The 14,425-nt window shown below is 63.8% G+C and carries 18 protein-coding genes; 9 read left to right on the forward strand and 9 right to left on the reverse strand.

The features are described from left to right. Positions 1 to 16 precede the first annotated feature (16 nt). Both B4393_RS07280 and B4393_RS07285 read right to left on the reverse strand, forming a co-directional pair. Positions 17 to 712 (reverse strand): cupin domain-containing protein, encoded by a 696-nt coding sequence (locus B4393_RS07280; RefSeq protein WP_078333562.1) that lies wholly within the window; start codon positions 710 to 712, stop codon positions 17 to 19. A 72-nt stretch (positions 713 to 784) separates the two neighbouring features. Continuing rightward, positions 785 to 1,393, reverse strand: a complete 609-nt coding sequence (locus B4393_RS07285; protein ID WP_078333563.1) for a TetR/AcrR family transcriptional regulator — start codon at positions 1,391 to 1,393, stop codon at positions 785 to 787. Between the two features lie 123 nt (positions 1,394 to 1,516). On the opposite strand from B4393_RS07285, the gene B4393_RS07290 reads away from it, so the two are divergent. The 3 genes from B4393_RS07290 to B4393_RS07300 are packed head-to-tail and all read left to right on the forward strand — an operon-like array spanning position 1,517 to position 4,071. Next, positions 1,517 to 2,452: a metal-dependent hydrolase gene (locus tag B4393_RS07290; protein ID WP_078333564.1), complete on the forward strand. Its 936-nt coding sequence runs from the start codon at positions 1,517 to 1,519 to the stop codon at positions 2,450 to 2,452. A gap of 2 nt (positions 2,453 to 2,454) precedes the next feature. Beyond that, positions 2,455 to 3,621: a DUF7802 domain-containing protein gene (locus B4393_RS07295; RefSeq protein WP_078333565.1), complete on the forward strand. Its 1,167-nt coding sequence runs from the start codon at positions 2,455 to 2,457 to the stop codon at positions 3,619 to 3,621. Between the two features lie 45 nt (positions 3,622 to 3,666). Next, positions 3,667 to 4,071, forward strand: a complete 405-nt coding sequence (locus tag B4393_RS07300) for a WhiB family transcriptional regulator (protein ID WP_078333566.1) — start codon at positions 3,667 to 3,669, stop codon at positions 4,069 to 4,071. Here B4393_RS07300 and B4393_RS07305 read toward each other — a convergent pair. Both B4393_RS07305 and B4393_RS07310 read right to left on the reverse strand, forming a co-directional pair. Next, complete coding sequence (locus tag B4393_RS07305; protein ID WP_078333567.1) at positions 4,061 to 6,007, reverse strand: YhgE/Pip domain-containing protein; 1,947 nt, start codon at positions 6,005 to 6,007, stop codon at positions 4,061 to 4,063. The genes B4393_RS07300 and B4393_RS07305 overlap by 11 nt on opposite strands. 3 nt (positions 6,008 to 6,010) lie before the next feature. Continuing rightward, a complete protein-coding gene (locus B4393_RS07310) occupies positions 6,011 to 6,736 on the reverse strand; it encodes a hypothetical protein (protein WP_078333950.1) in 726 nt (241 codons plus the stop codon). Positions 6,737 to 6,902: 166 nt separating this feature from the next. On the opposite strand from B4393_RS07310, the gene B4393_RS07315 reads away from it, so the two are divergent. From B4393_RS07315 to B4393_RS07335, 5 genes are read left to right on the forward strand one after another with little or no spacing between them, the layout of a single operon-like run. Beyond that, entirely contained in the window at positions 6,903 to 7,466 is a 564-nt protein-coding gene (locus B4393_RS07315) for a methylated-DNA--[protein]-cysteine S-methyltransferase (RefSeq protein WP_236743129.1), read from the forward strand. Positions 7,467 to 7,490: 24 nt separating this feature from the next. Beyond that, entirely contained in the window at positions 7,491 to 7,973 is a 483-nt protein-coding gene (locus B4393_RS07320) for an RNA polymerase sigma factor (RefSeq protein WP_078333951.1), read from the forward strand. Continuing rightward, a complete protein-coding gene (locus B4393_RS07325; protein ID WP_070937793.1) occupies positions 7,970 to 8,578 on the forward strand; it encodes a methylated-DNA--[protein]-cysteine S-methyltransferase in 609 nt (202 codons plus the stop codon). The genes B4393_RS07320 and B4393_RS07325 overlap by 4 nt, the downstream gene beginning before the upstream one ends. After that, a complete protein-coding gene (locus tag B4393_RS07330; RefSeq protein ID WP_078333569.1) occupies positions 8,575 to 9,297 on the forward strand; it encodes a 2OG-Fe(II) oxygenase in 723 nt (240 codons plus the stop codon). Before B4393_RS07325 ends, B4393_RS07330 begins: the two co-directional genes overlap by 4 nt. Next, positions 9,294 to 9,599: an Ada metal-binding domain-containing protein gene (locus tag B4393_RS07335; protein ID WP_078333570.1), complete on the forward strand. Its 306-nt coding sequence runs from the start codon at positions 9,294 to 9,296 to the stop codon at positions 9,597 to 9,599. Before B4393_RS07330 ends, B4393_RS07335 begins: the two co-directional genes overlap by 4 nt. Here the strand turns inward: B4393_RS07335 and B4393_RS07340 are convergent. Next, a complete protein-coding gene (locus B4393_RS07340; RefSeq protein ID WP_078333571.1) occupies positions 9,550 to 10,224 on the reverse strand; it encodes a nitroreductase family protein in 675 nt (224 codons plus the stop codon). The two genes, B4393_RS07335 and B4393_RS07340, sit on opposite strands and share 50 nt — an antisense overlap. Before the next feature lie 35 nt (positions 10,225 to 10,259). Beyond that, entirely contained in the window at positions 10,260 to 11,246 is a 987-nt protein-coding gene (locus tag B4393_RS07345) for an aldo/keto reductase (RefSeq protein WP_078333572.1), read from the reverse strand. 101 nt (positions 11,247 to 11,347) lie between these two features. Between B4393_RS07345 and B4393_RS07350 the strand changes: the two genes are divergently transcribed. Next, positions 11,348 to 12,187 (forward strand): helix-turn-helix transcriptional regulator, encoded by an 840-nt coding sequence (locus B4393_RS07350; RefSeq protein WP_078333573.1) that lies wholly within the window; start codon positions 11,348 to 11,350, stop codon positions 12,185 to 12,187. On the opposite strand, the gene B4393_RS27440 is transcribed toward B4393_RS07350, so the two are convergent. The 3 genes from B4393_RS27440 to B4393_RS07365 are packed head-to-tail and all read right to left on the reverse strand — an operon-like array spanning position 12,174 to position 14,334. Next, on the reverse strand, positions 12,174 to 12,623 hold the full coding sequence (locus B4393_RS27440) for an MmyB family transcriptional regulator (protein ID WP_078333574.1): 450 nt from the start codon (positions 12,621 to 12,623) through the stop codon (positions 12,174 to 12,176). The two genes, B4393_RS07350 and B4393_RS27440, sit on opposite strands and share 14 nt — an antisense overlap. A 35-nt stretch (positions 12,624 to 12,658) precedes the next feature. Continuing rightward, complete coding sequence (locus B4393_RS07360; RefSeq protein ID WP_078333575.1) at positions 12,659 to 13,504, reverse strand: patatin-like phospholipase family protein; 846 nt, start codon at positions 13,502 to 13,504, stop codon at positions 12,659 to 12,661. Beyond that, positions 13,501 to 14,334 carry a TetR/AcrR family transcriptional regulator gene (locus tag B4393_RS07365; protein ID WP_078333576.1) on the reverse strand — a complete coding sequence of 278 codons (834 nt, stop codon included), beginning with the start codon at positions 14,332 to 14,334 and terminating at the stop codon, positions 13,501 to 13,503. The genes B4393_RS07360 and B4393_RS07365 overlap by 4 nt, the downstream gene beginning before the upstream one ends. Positions 14,335 to 14,425: the final 91 nt, after the last annotated feature.

The following is a 14,425-nucleotide window of genomic DNA, read 5'->3' on the forward strand; positions in this document are numbered from 1 at the left end:
GCCGCGCAATGGGGGCCTACGTCTGCGGTTTGCGCAGGATGGTGACGGACTCGTTGATCTTCTTGAACTTCGAGAAGGTTTCGGTCGGCACGCCGAATACCGCGGCCAGCACGTCGGGTGGCAACTTGGTGATCGAAGCGCCAATTCCGATGTCGTCCTTGCCTTCCGCTGTACTGGCGTTGAACACAATCAGTAGCTTGAGGTCTTCGGTGCCCTTGTTCTCGAAGTAGTGCAGCGATCCCTGGGGCGCGAAGACGACATCACCGACATGGGCGTCGAAGGTCTCCGAATGCCCCTCCGGATCCAACAGAGTCCACTTCGCCACGCCACTGGTGATGACGTTGATCTCCCAGGCGCTGGGGTGCCAGTGCGGTTCCCGGATTCCGCCCGGCTGCAAGGTAACCATGACGATGCTCGCCTGCTGTCCGGTGAGGATCGGGAAGTTGCCCTCGTGGGCCTGGCGTAGGTCGCCTCCGTCGAAGGTTTGTGGCGTCAGCGCGCCGAGGTGAAACAGATGCGGCTGTGCGGTGTTCAGCTCGGCGGGGATGCGGGGATCGCCGAAGCGGGCGGCATCATCGGTCACGGTCACGTCCTCTGGTTTGTCGTGGGAACGGGGCGTCGAGAACGCCCAGTCGGTGCCGGCACCGGCAGCGGCCGCGACCCCCGCGACGCCGACACCGCCGAGCACTGTGCGTCGATTGATTGACTTCATAAGTCGACGGTAGGACCGTCAGAACTGATTGCGAAAGACGATAGAATCGATTATTTAAAACGGAAAATGCGTTTAATTAGCGGGTTGCGCAAGCACCGCGCCGCCGAGCCACCGTCGGAGGAAGCGGCGCAGCTCATCGCGAGAGCGCGTGGCCTCATTGGGGGAGACAAAGAACGACAGCATGACGCGCAGCGCGAACTCCACGAGCCCACGCTTGGCGCCATCGTCGTATCCGTACTGATCCCAGTCGACGTCGAATCGGCCGAGCATGCGTAGACCGAACGCCTGCGCCTCATCCGACGTCATGTCGCTGGTGTGTGAGTGCGCATACGGTTCGGACATCATGATGCCCAAATGCGGTGTGCGAGTGACCTCTTCCAGGGTGTAGAGCACCCCTTCGGTGAGTGCCTCGGCGGGATCGGTAATGCCGCGCACCACTTCCGCCAGCCGGTCGAGGAAGCCGTCGACGGACGCAAGGGACGCGGCATGCATCAGTGCGTCGGCCGTGGGGAAGTACCGATAGACCGTTTGTCGAATGACACCGAGTTCGGCCGCCACATCAGCGAGGCTCACGGCCTTCCCGGTTTCGCCGATCAGCTTCACCGCTGCGGCGACGATCCGTTCGGAAGCTTCCTGGTCACTGCTGGGGGGTTGACCGTCCCACCCTCGCCTACGCGCCATCGCTGAACTCCCCGGCCGCCGGCATCTATGCAGCATATCGCCGTTGACATCGGCGACTCATTCCAGTAATCATACGGATCAACAACTACCTGTCTTATTGTATGTTTAAGCGAGGTGCTTCCGATGACCGAACTCATCGTGCGCAAGCTGCGGTTTGCGTTCGCCGACCACCACGTCCCGTTCCTGTGGAACGAGTCCAACCCGGCGTTTTCGAGCATGGCCAACGCGGTTTCCTTCCTGGCGATCGCATTCGAGAAGATGATCGGCCAGATGATCCCCGAGGCCATGCCGTTGATCACCGATCCGGAGATCGCCGCCGAGGCAGAGGCATTTGTTCGGCAAGAGGGCCAGCACTCCATGGGCCATCGCCAGCATGCGAAGGGTCTGATCAAGAGTTATCCGGGGCTCAAGGAGACCCTGGATGAGGTGATTGCCGCCTTCGACGATCTGACCGCGAACAAGCCGTTGAAGTACCGGTTGGCCTACACCGCCGACCTGGAGGCGACGTTCACGCCGGTGTTCAAGCTGATGCTCGATCATGACGACACGTTGTTCGCGCCGGGTGACGATCGCGTTGCGTCGTTGTTCCTGTGGCACTTCGTCGAAGAGGTAGAGCATCGCAGCTCGGCGTTGATCATCTATGACGCGGTGGCCGCCGATCCCTGGTATCGCATGCGGGTGGCGCCGTCGATCTTCAGGCATGTCTGGGCGGTGCTGCGCATCGCCTGCGAAGGCTTCAACAAGCATGTTCCCCTCGAGGATCGCAAGATCGACGCGTTGTCGATGTTCGGTATGCAGGCGCGTAAAAAGGCTCTGCTGCAACGCCTCTCGTTCATCGATGCGCCTTACGACGGGCCCATCGAGAACGCGTTCAGTCAATTGCCGATACGGGAGGTGATGGTGGCAATGTCGGGAGCGGTGCGCAGTCAGATCCCGGGACATAATCCAGCGCATGAGAAACTGCCCGCGCTGGCCGACGAATGGTTCGCCCGGTACGAGGCCGGTTACGAAGTCACGCAGTGGTACACCGCCGACCGAGCGGGACGGGTGGGCGTTTGAGCATGTCTGATCTGTGTGCGCCCACCTTTGCCGATCTCGCGGCGCGGCTGGGATTTTCGTGTGACACCGCTGGTGGGGTCGCCGCGTTGCGCAGTCCATTCGCGCTCGAGAACTGGACGCTGCCGGTCCTGGAGCTGACGGTGATCGCGGGAGCCCTCTTGGCGCTGGTGTACGCGATCATCCGGCTACGGCGCCACCACGATCCCACGAACATTGTGGTGTGGTTCGGAGCGATCGCCTATCTGTTGATCATCGAGCCGCCGCTGTACTTCCCCGGGCCGTTCGGCATCAGTGAGCACGTGGACACGATGTTCGCGCACAACGTATTTACGGTGGACTTTCTGTGGGGCCGACTACCGCTCTACATCATCGCGATCTACCCGATGATGGCCACCGTGGCCTTTGAAATTGTCAGGACACTCGGGGTTTTTCGCCGCCATGGCGCGTTGGCCGGAGCGGCCTGCGTTGGTTTGGTGCATCATGCGTTCTACGAGATCTTCGACCACCTAGGCCCGCAATTGCGTTGGTGGGAATGGACTCTGGACAATCCGATGAACAAACCGTTTTTCGATTCGGTGCCGATGGGTAGTGTCGTGGTCTTCGCGGCACTGTGGCCGATGTCCCTGGCATTGTGTGCGCAGCTGTTTGTGGGCCGCCACGTGGACGAAGGACGTTCCTTCACTCCCGGTCAGATTGTCTGGCGCACAGTGGTTATCGGTGTGCTTGCTTCGATCGGTACCGCGGTGCTGCCACTGCCCGCGACCATTGCCGGTGCGGTATCGGGCAGCACTACCGTCGTCGGCGTCGTGTACGCGCTGGAGCTGATCGTGCTGGTGGCGGTGGCGGTGCCCGTGCTCATCACACAGTGGCTCGCTGTGCGCCGCAACGGCACGAACGGCTATACCACGCATCCGGCCATCCTGATCTACGCCGGGGTCTATTTGGCGGTGATGACGCTGCTGTGGGCCACCGCACTACCCGGCTACTTCGGAGCAACGAATGGCGTTACCGCCAAGGGGGATCCCATCGGCAGTCTGTGGTACGCCGTGATGTGTCTGGGCGTCGCGGCGGCGTGCACAGCCGCCGCCTGGACCGTCATCGCGCCTATCCGTCGAGACGACCTGAGCCGGGAGGTGCGCACAATAGCGGTCAGCACCGGCGAATTCTAGAGCCAGCCTGGTCAATCTGGCGGGTCCAGATTGTCCAAACCGGCTATGGCGTACCGGTTGCTTTCGGCTAGACACTCGGTGAATGCGGATGGCATCGACGCACCCGAATGCTTGCTGGTGGTCTGGGGTAAGGCCGTGACACGGCCAAAATTTCGCGGCGCGGAAGCGCGGTTGGACGAGCTGGAGTGGCAGGTCAATGCGGTCTGTCGCGGAATGTCGACGGATATCTTCTACTTCGCCGAAACGCAACGCGGCACCGTGCGGAAGCAGTACGAGATACAGGCGAAAAAGATCTGCAACGAGTGCCCGGTGCGAATGCCCTGCGCGGCCTATGCGATAAGAACTGATGAACCGCATGGCGTTTGGGGTGCGATGACAACGCGCGAGCGCCGAATAGCTATGACGCGATCACAGCGCAAGTCCGTCGCAGCGGATCAGCTCACATCTTGATCGACGGCAGCAGCCGCGTCAGATTCCAGAGCTGATTGCGCCGGGCGGACAGGCTGGTGATGAGCAACCCGCCAATGAGAATGAACAGCAGCGTGATCACCGCCTGCCATAATCTGCCGTCGATGCCGCCCAGGATCAGCTGACGTAATCCGTCGACGCCGTACGTCATCGGATCGTATTTGTGGAGCACCTGGAATGGTCTCGATGTCGTCTCTACCGGATACATACCGCCGGCGCTGACCAGTTGCAGCATCAGTAGCGCCATGAGCAGGACGCGCCCAACGGCCGGTCCCACCAGCGCATTGATTGCCTGGGTTGCGGCGACGAACGCGAAGGACACCAGCACCATGAAGGCGAGCATCGCGGCCGGGTGTGCGGCGTGCATGCCGAGCGCGAACCGCACCACGCAATACAGAATGACTGCCTGGAAGATCCCGATGGTGGCCGCGGGCAGATAGCTGGACAGCGCCACCCGGATGGGGAGGACCTCCGCCGCAATGGCGCGGGTCTGCAAGGGGCGCAATATCATCCACAAGACCAAGGCGCCGAAGAACAATGCGAGCGTGACAAAGAACGGTGCCATGCCGGTGCCGAAGTTGGGCGCGGCGTTCTCGTGTGAGGTCTCCAGATGAACCGGACCGCCGATGGTATCGGCGATGGCATCTTTCTGCTGAGTGTTCCAGTTGGGCACCTGCTTGGCGCCATCGGCGAGCTTGGTCGCTAATTCCGCTGAACCGGAGCGCAGCTGCGCGGTTCCCGACCTCAGTTGTTGCGCACCGTCATCCATTTGGGCAATGCCACTGGCCAACTGTGCGTTTCCGGTGGCGAGCTGCTGAGCGCCGTTGCGCATCTGGTTGAGCTTGTTGGTGAGCTCCTGTCCCTTGCCGCCGACCTGATCGAGCGCGGACTTCAATGGACTGCCCGGACCGCGCAGCGTCTCGGTCATCGCGATGGAAGCGTTCTCGGCATCGGTCAGCTGCTGGCGGACCTGAGGCGTGAACTGATGCTCGCGCAGCTGATCCTGTATCCCGCGCAACGTGTTGGCGGCTGGATCCTGGCGCCCGGCAAGCTGATCGATCACCGCGGTGAGCGCGTTGGCGGCGCCGTCCTGCGCCTTGGCGATACCGTCGATCTGATCGTTGGCCTGCCGGAGCGCGTCGGTACCCTGCTGCAGTTTGTCGGTGCTACCGCCGATGTTCGACACTGCCTTGGTCACGGTCAACAGGGGGTCGGTGGCCTGGTTGAAGCCGTCGGAAAGTTGTTTGGCTCCGGTGGCCAATTGCGCCGACCCGGGCCGGGCGGTGTGTAGCCCGGCGGCGAGCTGACCCGCGCCATCATCGACCTTGGCGGCGCCGTCGGCGAGCTGCCGAGCACCATCGGCGGCCTGCTGGATGCCCGCACCCGAGGAAACCACCACGGACAGAACCTGATTCACGGCTTGGCCGGAGATGCGTGTTGACACGGCATTGAGCACCTGGTCGATGGCGGTGCGACCGATGCTGGACGAGATGTAGTTGTTGGCGTCGTTGTAGACGGCAACCAGGTTGGCTTGCTTCGGTTCTCCGGTCAGTGGTGAGGCGATGGCCTCGCTGAAGTCCGGAGGCAATTCCAGCATGAAGTAGTAGTTGCCGTGATCGACCCCGGTGCGAGCCTCGTCGAGACTGAGGACGTGCCAGTCCATGCTGCCGTCGGCGGTCAGACTCTTGGAGATCTCTTCGCCGATGTTGACGTGCTGGCCCGAGACGGTGGCACCCTTGTCGGCGTTGACCAGAGCGACGGGCATCTTGTTGACGTGGCCGAACGGGTCCCAGTACGCCCACAGATACAGCGCGCCGTACACCAGCGGTAGCAGCATGAGGACCACGATCGCGGCGCGGGTCATCCGGCTGCGGCCGAATCGCTTTATTTCTGAACCAAATGCGAGCCCAGCGAGCATGGGTTAGTCCCTCCCAGTGAGGATGCGGTGGTCGTGCAAGTCGTGAACGGGTGCGTCGGCACCTAGGGGGTTGGTCACACCGACGATGACGGTGCGGTTCTCGGCGATCACACCGAGCCGTTCGGCTGCCAGGGTTCGGCGCGCGTTATCGCGGACCTGCTCCAGGTCACCGACCACCAGAATGGGCCGATCCGAGAGCAGCGCCAGCGTGATGCGCAACAGAAACAGATCCAGGTCGGACAGTTCGACGATGAATGTTTCGTTCTTCGGCGGCGGGAGCGCACCGAACACCTCGTCCAGCTTGTCGCGCCCCGTATCGGTCGAAACACGGGAGAACCACGGTGCCAGCCAGTTGCGTTGTTCGGCGAGCACCGTCCGGACCGTCACCGTCTCTTCGAGCTCATCGATATCGGCGAATGCGGCGATGGCGCAGTGCCGGCGGATCGCACGCGGCTCGGTATCACCCATCACGCTGACGGTGCCGTGGCTCGCCTTCAGCCGGCCTGCCAGCGTGAGTAGTAAGCAATGCTGTCCCGGACCGCCCGGCATTTGGATGGCGTGAAATCCGGAGGTCAGTTCCAGGTTGATGCCCGAGAAGAGCGGACCGTGCTCGCCATCCACACCGAGGTCGGTCGCGGTGATCAGCGCCGGAGCTGTTTCGCTGGGCTCCTCGGGTACGGCGATATCCGTTTCGTCCGGAGTGGTGTCCGGTTCGTCCTGTGCGTTCACGGTTGCTCGTTTCAGATCGCGGACTGAGACGTCCATTCGATCAAACATCAGGCTGCCCGGGGTAATCAGTGTGATCTCGGGGTGATCTCGGATGTCCGCGCCGATCTCACGTTCTCGCGTGCCTGAGCGTCTTCCCGGTATGACGACATCGATATGGCATTCCACGATGGAGACCACACTGGGCACGCTCACGCTGGTCCGCGATGTCGAGGGCCTCCGCGGAATCTATTTCCCGCACCACTGGTGCCGGCCGCATCCCGCGACGTTTGGCCCGTACCGCGGCGAGCGGTTCGACGATGTCGCTCGCCAGCTGACCGAGTATCTGAACGGTGACCGCCTCGAGTTCGATCTGGACGTAGTACTGCACGGTGACGCGCTCCAGATGAAGGTGTGGTCTCTGCTCGACCAGATTCCCTACGGGCAAACCATGGCCTACGGCGAGCTGGCAGCTCAGATCGGAAATGATGTCACGGCCCAGCAGGTCGGCGCGGCGGTAGGCCGCAACCCGTTGTCGATCGTGGTGCCATGTCATCGTGTGATCGGCCGTTACGGAAAGCTCACCGGCTACGCCGGTGGCATCGCGCGGAAGCAGTATCTGTTGGGCCTTGAACGTGATTATGCGAGCCGTGCCAGCGGTGCACCGTTTCAGTGCGCGTTGTTATCGGGGCTGTCACCGCAGGATCCGCGGCATTGCGATCTCACGAAACCACGCGGACGAGCGTCTGCATAGTGTGAGTGCCCAGTGAGTGCCGTGCTGAAAGCCAAACAACCCTTCGAGACGGTGGTCAGTGACCACGGTCCCGCGGTCTGGCGCGTGTGCCGAGCGGTGGTCGGACCGATCGATGCCGACGACGCGTGGTCGGACACCTTCTTGGCGGCGATGAAGGCCTACCCGGACCTTCCGGTTGACGCGAACGTCGAGGCCTGGTTGGTGACGATCGCGCACCGCAAAGCAATCGACATCACGCGAGCGCGGGCACGGCGAGCGATCCCGACCGATACCGTGCCCGAGACGCCGGCGGCCTCTGCGGCCGAACGTGACGATGATCTGGTGGAAGCCCTAGATCGCTTGCCGGACAAACAGAAACACGCGGTTACCTACCACTATCTTGCCGGCCTGCCCTACGCCGATGTCGCTGCGATTCTCGGCGGCAGCGTGGATGCCTCGCGTCGCGCCGCGGCTGATGGTATCGCGGCGCTCAGACGCACGTACGCCCAGCATGGGAGATCACGATGAACGACACAGAATTCATTCACGACCTGGTACGGGTCGCTGACGATGCCGACAAGCTGTCCGGGCTGCGGGCCCGGTTGGCTGTCGCGGCCGAGCGTGAGGGCATCCTCGATGTTGCCTACCGGGTACTCGACGCACCGGTCGGCCCCCTGTTGGTGGCGGCCACCACGCAGGGCTTGATCCGGGTGGCATATGCCCGCGAGGATCACGATGCCGTCCTGCAGCAGCTAGCCGACAAGGTCAGCCCCCGCATCCTGCACGCACCCCGCCGCCTCGACCTCGCGGCTCGCGAACTCGACGAATACTTCGCCGGTACCCGGCAGGACTTCGACATCCCCTTGGACTGGCGCCTGTCGGCCGGGTTCCGTAGCACCGTGCTGCACCATCTGCACGAGATCGGCTATGGGCGCACCGCGAGTTATGCCGCGGTCGCCAAGCTCGCGGGTAGCCCGAAAGCTGTTCGCGCGGTGGGCACTGCCTGCGCCACCAATCCGCTACCGGTTGTGGTGCCGTGTCATCGGGTGGTGCGCAGCGATGGCGCGATGGGCGGCTACCTGGGCGGGGTGGAGGCCAAGCGACTGCTGCTGGATCTGGAGGCCGCGGCGTGAGCCAGGCAAGGGACCCCTGGCAGGAAAGGGTCGACGGCACCGACTGGTGCAGCGTCGGAAGTGAGTTGGATGCCATCGGCTGCGCGGTGACTGGGCAGCTGCTGACACCGGAGGAAGCAGGCGCGATCGCGGGACTGTATTCCGATGCGGCCTGGTTCCGCTCGACGGTCAACATGAGCCGGCACCGCTTCGGAGAGGGCGAGTACCGGTATTTCGCCCAGCCCTATCCCGAGGCGGTCGTTGCACTGAAGCGGGCGCTGTACCCCAGGCTGCTTCCCATCGCCCGAGATTGGTGGACCCGGCTCGGCCGACCGACCCCATGGCCCGACGAACTGGACCAGTGGTTGCGCATGTGTCATGCCGCCGGACAGACCAAATCGACAGTGACCCTGCTCAAGTACGGGGCGGGGGACTGGAACGCCCTGCACCGAGATCTATACGGGGAATTGGTTTTTCCGCTTCAAGTGGTTATCAACCTGAGTGACCCGGGTGTCGATCACACCGGCGGGGAGTTCCTGCTCTACGAGCAGCGGCCGCGCGCTCAGTCACGCGGCACAGCCCTGACGATCCCGTACGGACATGGGCTTGTCTTCACCACCCGGGATCGCCCGGTGCGATCGGTGCGCGGCTGGTCGGCGGCACCGGTGCGCCATGGGGTTTCGATGATCCGCAGCGGTACCCGGTACACGCTCGGTCTGGTCTTCCATGATGCGGCATGACGGCGTCGGCTGAGCGCTACAGTCTGATCGGCGTCGACGGACGGCCGTACACCAGTTCGGCACCGGGCACTTTCGGTGGACATCGCCGCAACAAGCTGTACGGTCGGCTCGACTGCCCCACGGCTTTACGCGCCCTCGCCGCCGGTGGCTACGCGCGCAACCGAGTCTTCTTCGCCGACGAGCCCACCGCGATCGCTGCGGGATTTCGGCCCTGTGCGGTATGCCTTCCCCAGGCCTACCGCACCTGGAAGGTCAGAGGTTCCCGGAGAGATACGGGTCCCCGTCGAACCGTTCACGGGTGACGAACTCCTCGACACCATTGCGCCGTAGCTTCGTCAGCTGTTTGACCGGCTTGCCTATGGGCAATACCGCAGCCACCGCATGCGTATCGGGAATTCCCAGCAGTTCAAGGACTTTCGGCTCCTGTGCCACGGCCATGGTGGTGAGGGTGCCGCCGTACCCTTCCGCTCGCGCGGCCAACAGGATGTTCCACACCAGCGGATAGATCGAGGCTCCGCCGATGACTCCAACGCGGTCCAGATCCTGATCTGTCGCGGCGATCAATCGCAGGTCTACGCACACGACGAGAACAACAGAGGCGGTACGCAGTGGTGTGAATACCGACTCAGGAACGGTCGTCGCGGCGATGGTTTCCGCGGTGGCCGTGGTGGGGCTCACCGGATTCCAGGGTGACTCGCCGGCCACGATCTGTGCGAAGTAGCGGCGTGCGCCGGGTGTGGTCGCCTCGATGAGACCCTCGCGCGTCTCCGGGGCCGTGACCACGATGATGTGGCCGGCTTGCCGGTTACCGCCGCTGGGTGCGAATCGGGCGTTATCCAGGATTCGGTCTAACACGTTGTCGGGCAGCGGTTCCCCGGTGAACTCGCGCGCCGCGAACGTGCTGCGCATGACGTCGTAGAGCTCCATGTTGTCACTCTAGTCAGGCGCAGCGGACCTGATGTTCATCGTTCGGAGTCCAGGGCCGCCATCTGGGCGGCGGAGTAGCGATCGCCGGCCACCTGTTCCGCGGGTACAGCGGCCTCGATCCAGCTCAGTTGATCGGCGGTCAGTGCTAGGTCTGCCGCGACCACCGCCTCGGCCAGTCGCGTGCGGGTGCGTGCTCCCACCAGCGGCACGATGTCGGTGCCGCGGGCCGCCACCCAAGCGATCGCCGCCTGGGCCACCGTGACATCGAGTTCCTGCGCCACGCCGCGCAATGTCTCGACCAGGGCCAAGTTGCGGTTCAGATTGTCATCGGCGAATCTGGGGCTCGCGGTCCGGAAATCTCCCGGTCCGCCACTGGATTTCGTCCAATGGCCGCTGATCAGCCCCCGGGCCAATACGCCGTAGGCGGTCACGCCGACCCCCAACTCGCGGCAGGTATCCAGGATGTCGTTCTCGATGCCGCGGGACACCAACGAGTATTCGATCTGCAGGTCGTTGATCGGTCGGACGGCCGCCGCACGGCGAATGGTTTCCGATCCGACCTCCGACAGTCCGATTCGCCGCACATATCCCGCGTCGACGAGTTCGCCGATCGCCCCGATGGTGTCCTCGATCGGAACCGCCGGATCCAGCCGGGCCGGACGGTAGATGTCGATGTGATCGGTGCCAAGACGCTGTAGTGAGTAGGCGGCAGCCGCCTTCACCGCACAAGGGCGAGCGTCGAACCCTACCCAGGATGTGTCGGGGCCAAGCTGGCCGCCGAACTTCACGCTGAGCTGGTAGCGCTCCCGCGGTATATGCCGCAATGCCTCGGCGAGGAGCAATTCGTTGTGCCCCATGCCGTAGAAGTCCGCGGTGTCCAGCAGCGTGATTCCCGCGTCGAGTGCGGAATGCACGGTGGCGATGGCTTCGCTGCGATCCGAGGCGCCGTACGCGCCCGACATCGCCATGCAGCCGAGGCCGAGGGCCGAGGTGGTCAGTGAGCCGATTGTCGTGGTCTTCATGCCGATCAGTCTTGGCTGGATCGGGCGGCATAACCACGGCGCGTCGAACCTGGGACCGCCAGTCCCTGGCTGGGCGCGCGCGTGGCGGCAACAATGGTGCGATGGATCGAGAGTCGCTGGCAGACTTTCTACGCCGCCGCCGCGAGATAGTGCAACCAGCCGATGTCGGGCTGCCCGTGGGCTCCCGTCGGCGCACCGCCGGCCTGCGGCGTGAAGAAGTTGCACAGCTCACGGGGATGTCGGTGGACTACTACGGCAGGCTGGAACAGGCTCGCAGCACCCAGCCATCCGAGCAGATGCTGCGCGCCCTCGCACGCACCCTACGTCTGACCGATGACGAGGCTGACCATCTCTATCGGCTTGCCGGACACACCGCTCCCGACCGTCCTCCGCGCGCTACGCATGTGCGCCCGGCGCTCCTATTCGTGCTCGATCAGCTGCGCGACGCGGCCGCCTTCGTCTGCTCCGACACGGGAATCATGCTGGCCCAGAACGAGCTTTCGAAACTGTTGTCCGGCGACCTTGTTGTGGATGAAATCGGGCTGCAGTCCAGTCTGCTGTGGCAGTGGTTCACCGATCCCCGAGCGCGTGAGGCGGCGCCCGAAGAGGATCACGAAGAGCATGCGCGCACGATGGTGGCCGACTTACGCGCCGCCTGGGGACGTCGGCGCTCCGATGCCGATATGCGTGAACTGGTCGACGGGCTCTTGCAACGCAGCCCCGAGTTCGCACGGCTGTGGGAGCGTCACGAAGTGGCCACCCGCCGAATGCAACGCAAGACCTTTCTGACGCGGGTGGGCGCCATCACGTTGGACTGTGAGGTGCTCGCGACCACCGATGGTCAACAGCTTGTGGTGCTGACTCCGCCGGTCGGATCGTCTGCGCTGGAGAGCCTGCGACTGCTTGGCGTGGTGGGCGAGCAGACACTCAGTCAGGGGTAGGCACTCCTACTCGACGAGGCTTTGGGTGCCGAGCACTATCGCCAGCGCGAGCCGCTCGGCGCAGGTCCGCGACGATCTGCGCCTGGAAGTCCGCGTGTTCCCGGGGAGTGTGTATTACCCGAGTTTCGGGACCAATCACGTTGCGCCAAACACTGTTTCGCTCAATTCCCCGCCAGGTTGTGATCGGTCCCATCAGTGCGTCGTATGGTGCATTGGCCACCACAAGTGTCCACGTCGCGTCGAACACCGCGACCGGTGTGTGCGAGAGGCGGTCGAGCAGGCATTGCACGCTGGCGGTGATGCGCGTCGAGACCATGTCGCGGCCGGGTGTCGCGTGCCCGGCGAGCCAGAACAGCAGATCGCGCTCGCTATCGGAGACGCGCAGCGTCCGAGCCAGGGCCTCGGCGACCTGTGCCGAGGGGGAGTGGCCCGCCACTGCCGAACTTCTCGAGGCCGCGCGGCCTAGGACGCTCACTCGTGGTGATGTTCCAGCAGATCTGCCTGATTGATCTTGAATCGCGGCATGGTCAGCCATCGGCGGGTCTGCTCGCGTGCGCGACCGATCAGCTCGTCCGCGTGGGAGAAGTCCGCCGGCGATGTGCGGACGGGGCACAATGCCGGAACCACCCGCAAATCGACACTGCTCTCGAAGCGTTTTACGTCGGCCACCAGCCGCTGGTTGATGGCAAGGGTCATCGCATGTAGCGCCATAGCCACTGCGCCTCTTGGCGTTTCGGTCAGTGCGCAGGCATAGCCGGTGGGCAGCACCCAGATATCCGTGGCGCCGAGCGCTACCGCATGCGAGAGCGGAGTGTTGTTGACCACGCCACCGTCCATCAGATCGCGTCCCTGAATCCGTACCGGCGGCAACACCGCGGGAACGGCCGCGCTGGCGGTGATCGCGTCGATGGCATCGCCCTGTGAGAGCAGGACGTCGATTCCGGTCAGCACGTCCGTGGCGACGACATGCAGCGGAATCGGGGCGTCTTCAAGCCTGCGGAACAGCAAGTTTTCCCTGAGGAGGCGTCGTAGACCCGAGTCCGACACCAGGCTCTGCCGTTGGCCTATGAAACCCAGGAATCCCACCGACAGATTGGTGGGAAACACGTCCTTGCGCGACAAGGATCGCCACAGATCGGCGAGACCTTTGATGCCGTCGACATCGGGCCGTGAGGAGATCCAGCCCCCGTTCAGCGCACCCACCGACGTTCCTACGATGAGGTCGGGAACGGCCCCGGTCTCCGCGATGGCGAGCAGCATACCCACCTGGATCGATCCCAGGCTGGCGCCACCGGAGAGCACGAACGCCGTTGTCATGAAACAACACCAGCCACGTCTGGCGCCGTCACACCGACGCCGTGGAGGAACGCCTCGGCGAAAATCTTGCACACCTCGTGTATGTCCGGGAATTCCAGTCCGAGCACTCCCTCGGCCGCGGGCCGAAAGGCGAAGTGCATGACGACGGGCGCGATCAGCTGCTGTGTCAGCACGGTCACCGGTAGGTCCCGAATACGCCCCGCGGCAATCTCCCCGGACAGCCACTCTCCGACGCTGGCGAGCATGCGCGGCGCGTTGTGTTCGACGAGCGCCCGCACTGAAGGGTCGGAGGGGCGGGAGATGATTTCGGCGTACATGGCGGGCATCACCCGGGGCTTTTGGCTGAAGGCCGTGGCGAGGCGTTGGTAAATGCGGTGGAGTTTCTCCTCCGTGCCGACGGACGGGTCCGCCACCGTGTCCTCAATGTCGACGATCGGTCCGAATCGGTCGAAGGTGGCCCGCATCAGTTCGTCGCGGCCACCGAACGCCGCGTAGAGGCTGTGTACCGAGCAGTCCGCTGCGGTGGCCACGGCCTCCAATGTCACAGCTGCCAAACCGCGTTCGTCGATCAGCTCGGCCGCGGCGAAAGTGGCGCGGTCACGAACGGGCGCCCGCCCACCCGGGTCAACGCCTGAGTCGCGAACCGCGGCGTCCAAGGCGTGCCGCGTGCCGCCGAGACGGCGCAACAACGTACTCCGGGACATTCCCGCGGCGCGGGCGACCTCGACCAGCGGGACGTCCGCGACGTCCTTGCCCAGTGTGTGCGCTGCCTGTAGCGCGGCATTCACCAGGTCCTCGGAGACGGGGATACCTGCCTTTGCTGCGGTCACATCCCGATGATACTGCTAGACATGGAACTCTGCTAAATGTAACCTGTATTTGAATTTCAACACCTAGTGAATATCTGAGAGGGGCGAGAAA

The organism is Mycobacteroides franklinii (genome assembly GCF_002013895.1).
Lineage (GTDB): Bacteria > Actinomycetota > Actinomycetes > Mycobacteriales > Mycobacteriaceae > Mycobacterium > Mycobacterium franklinii.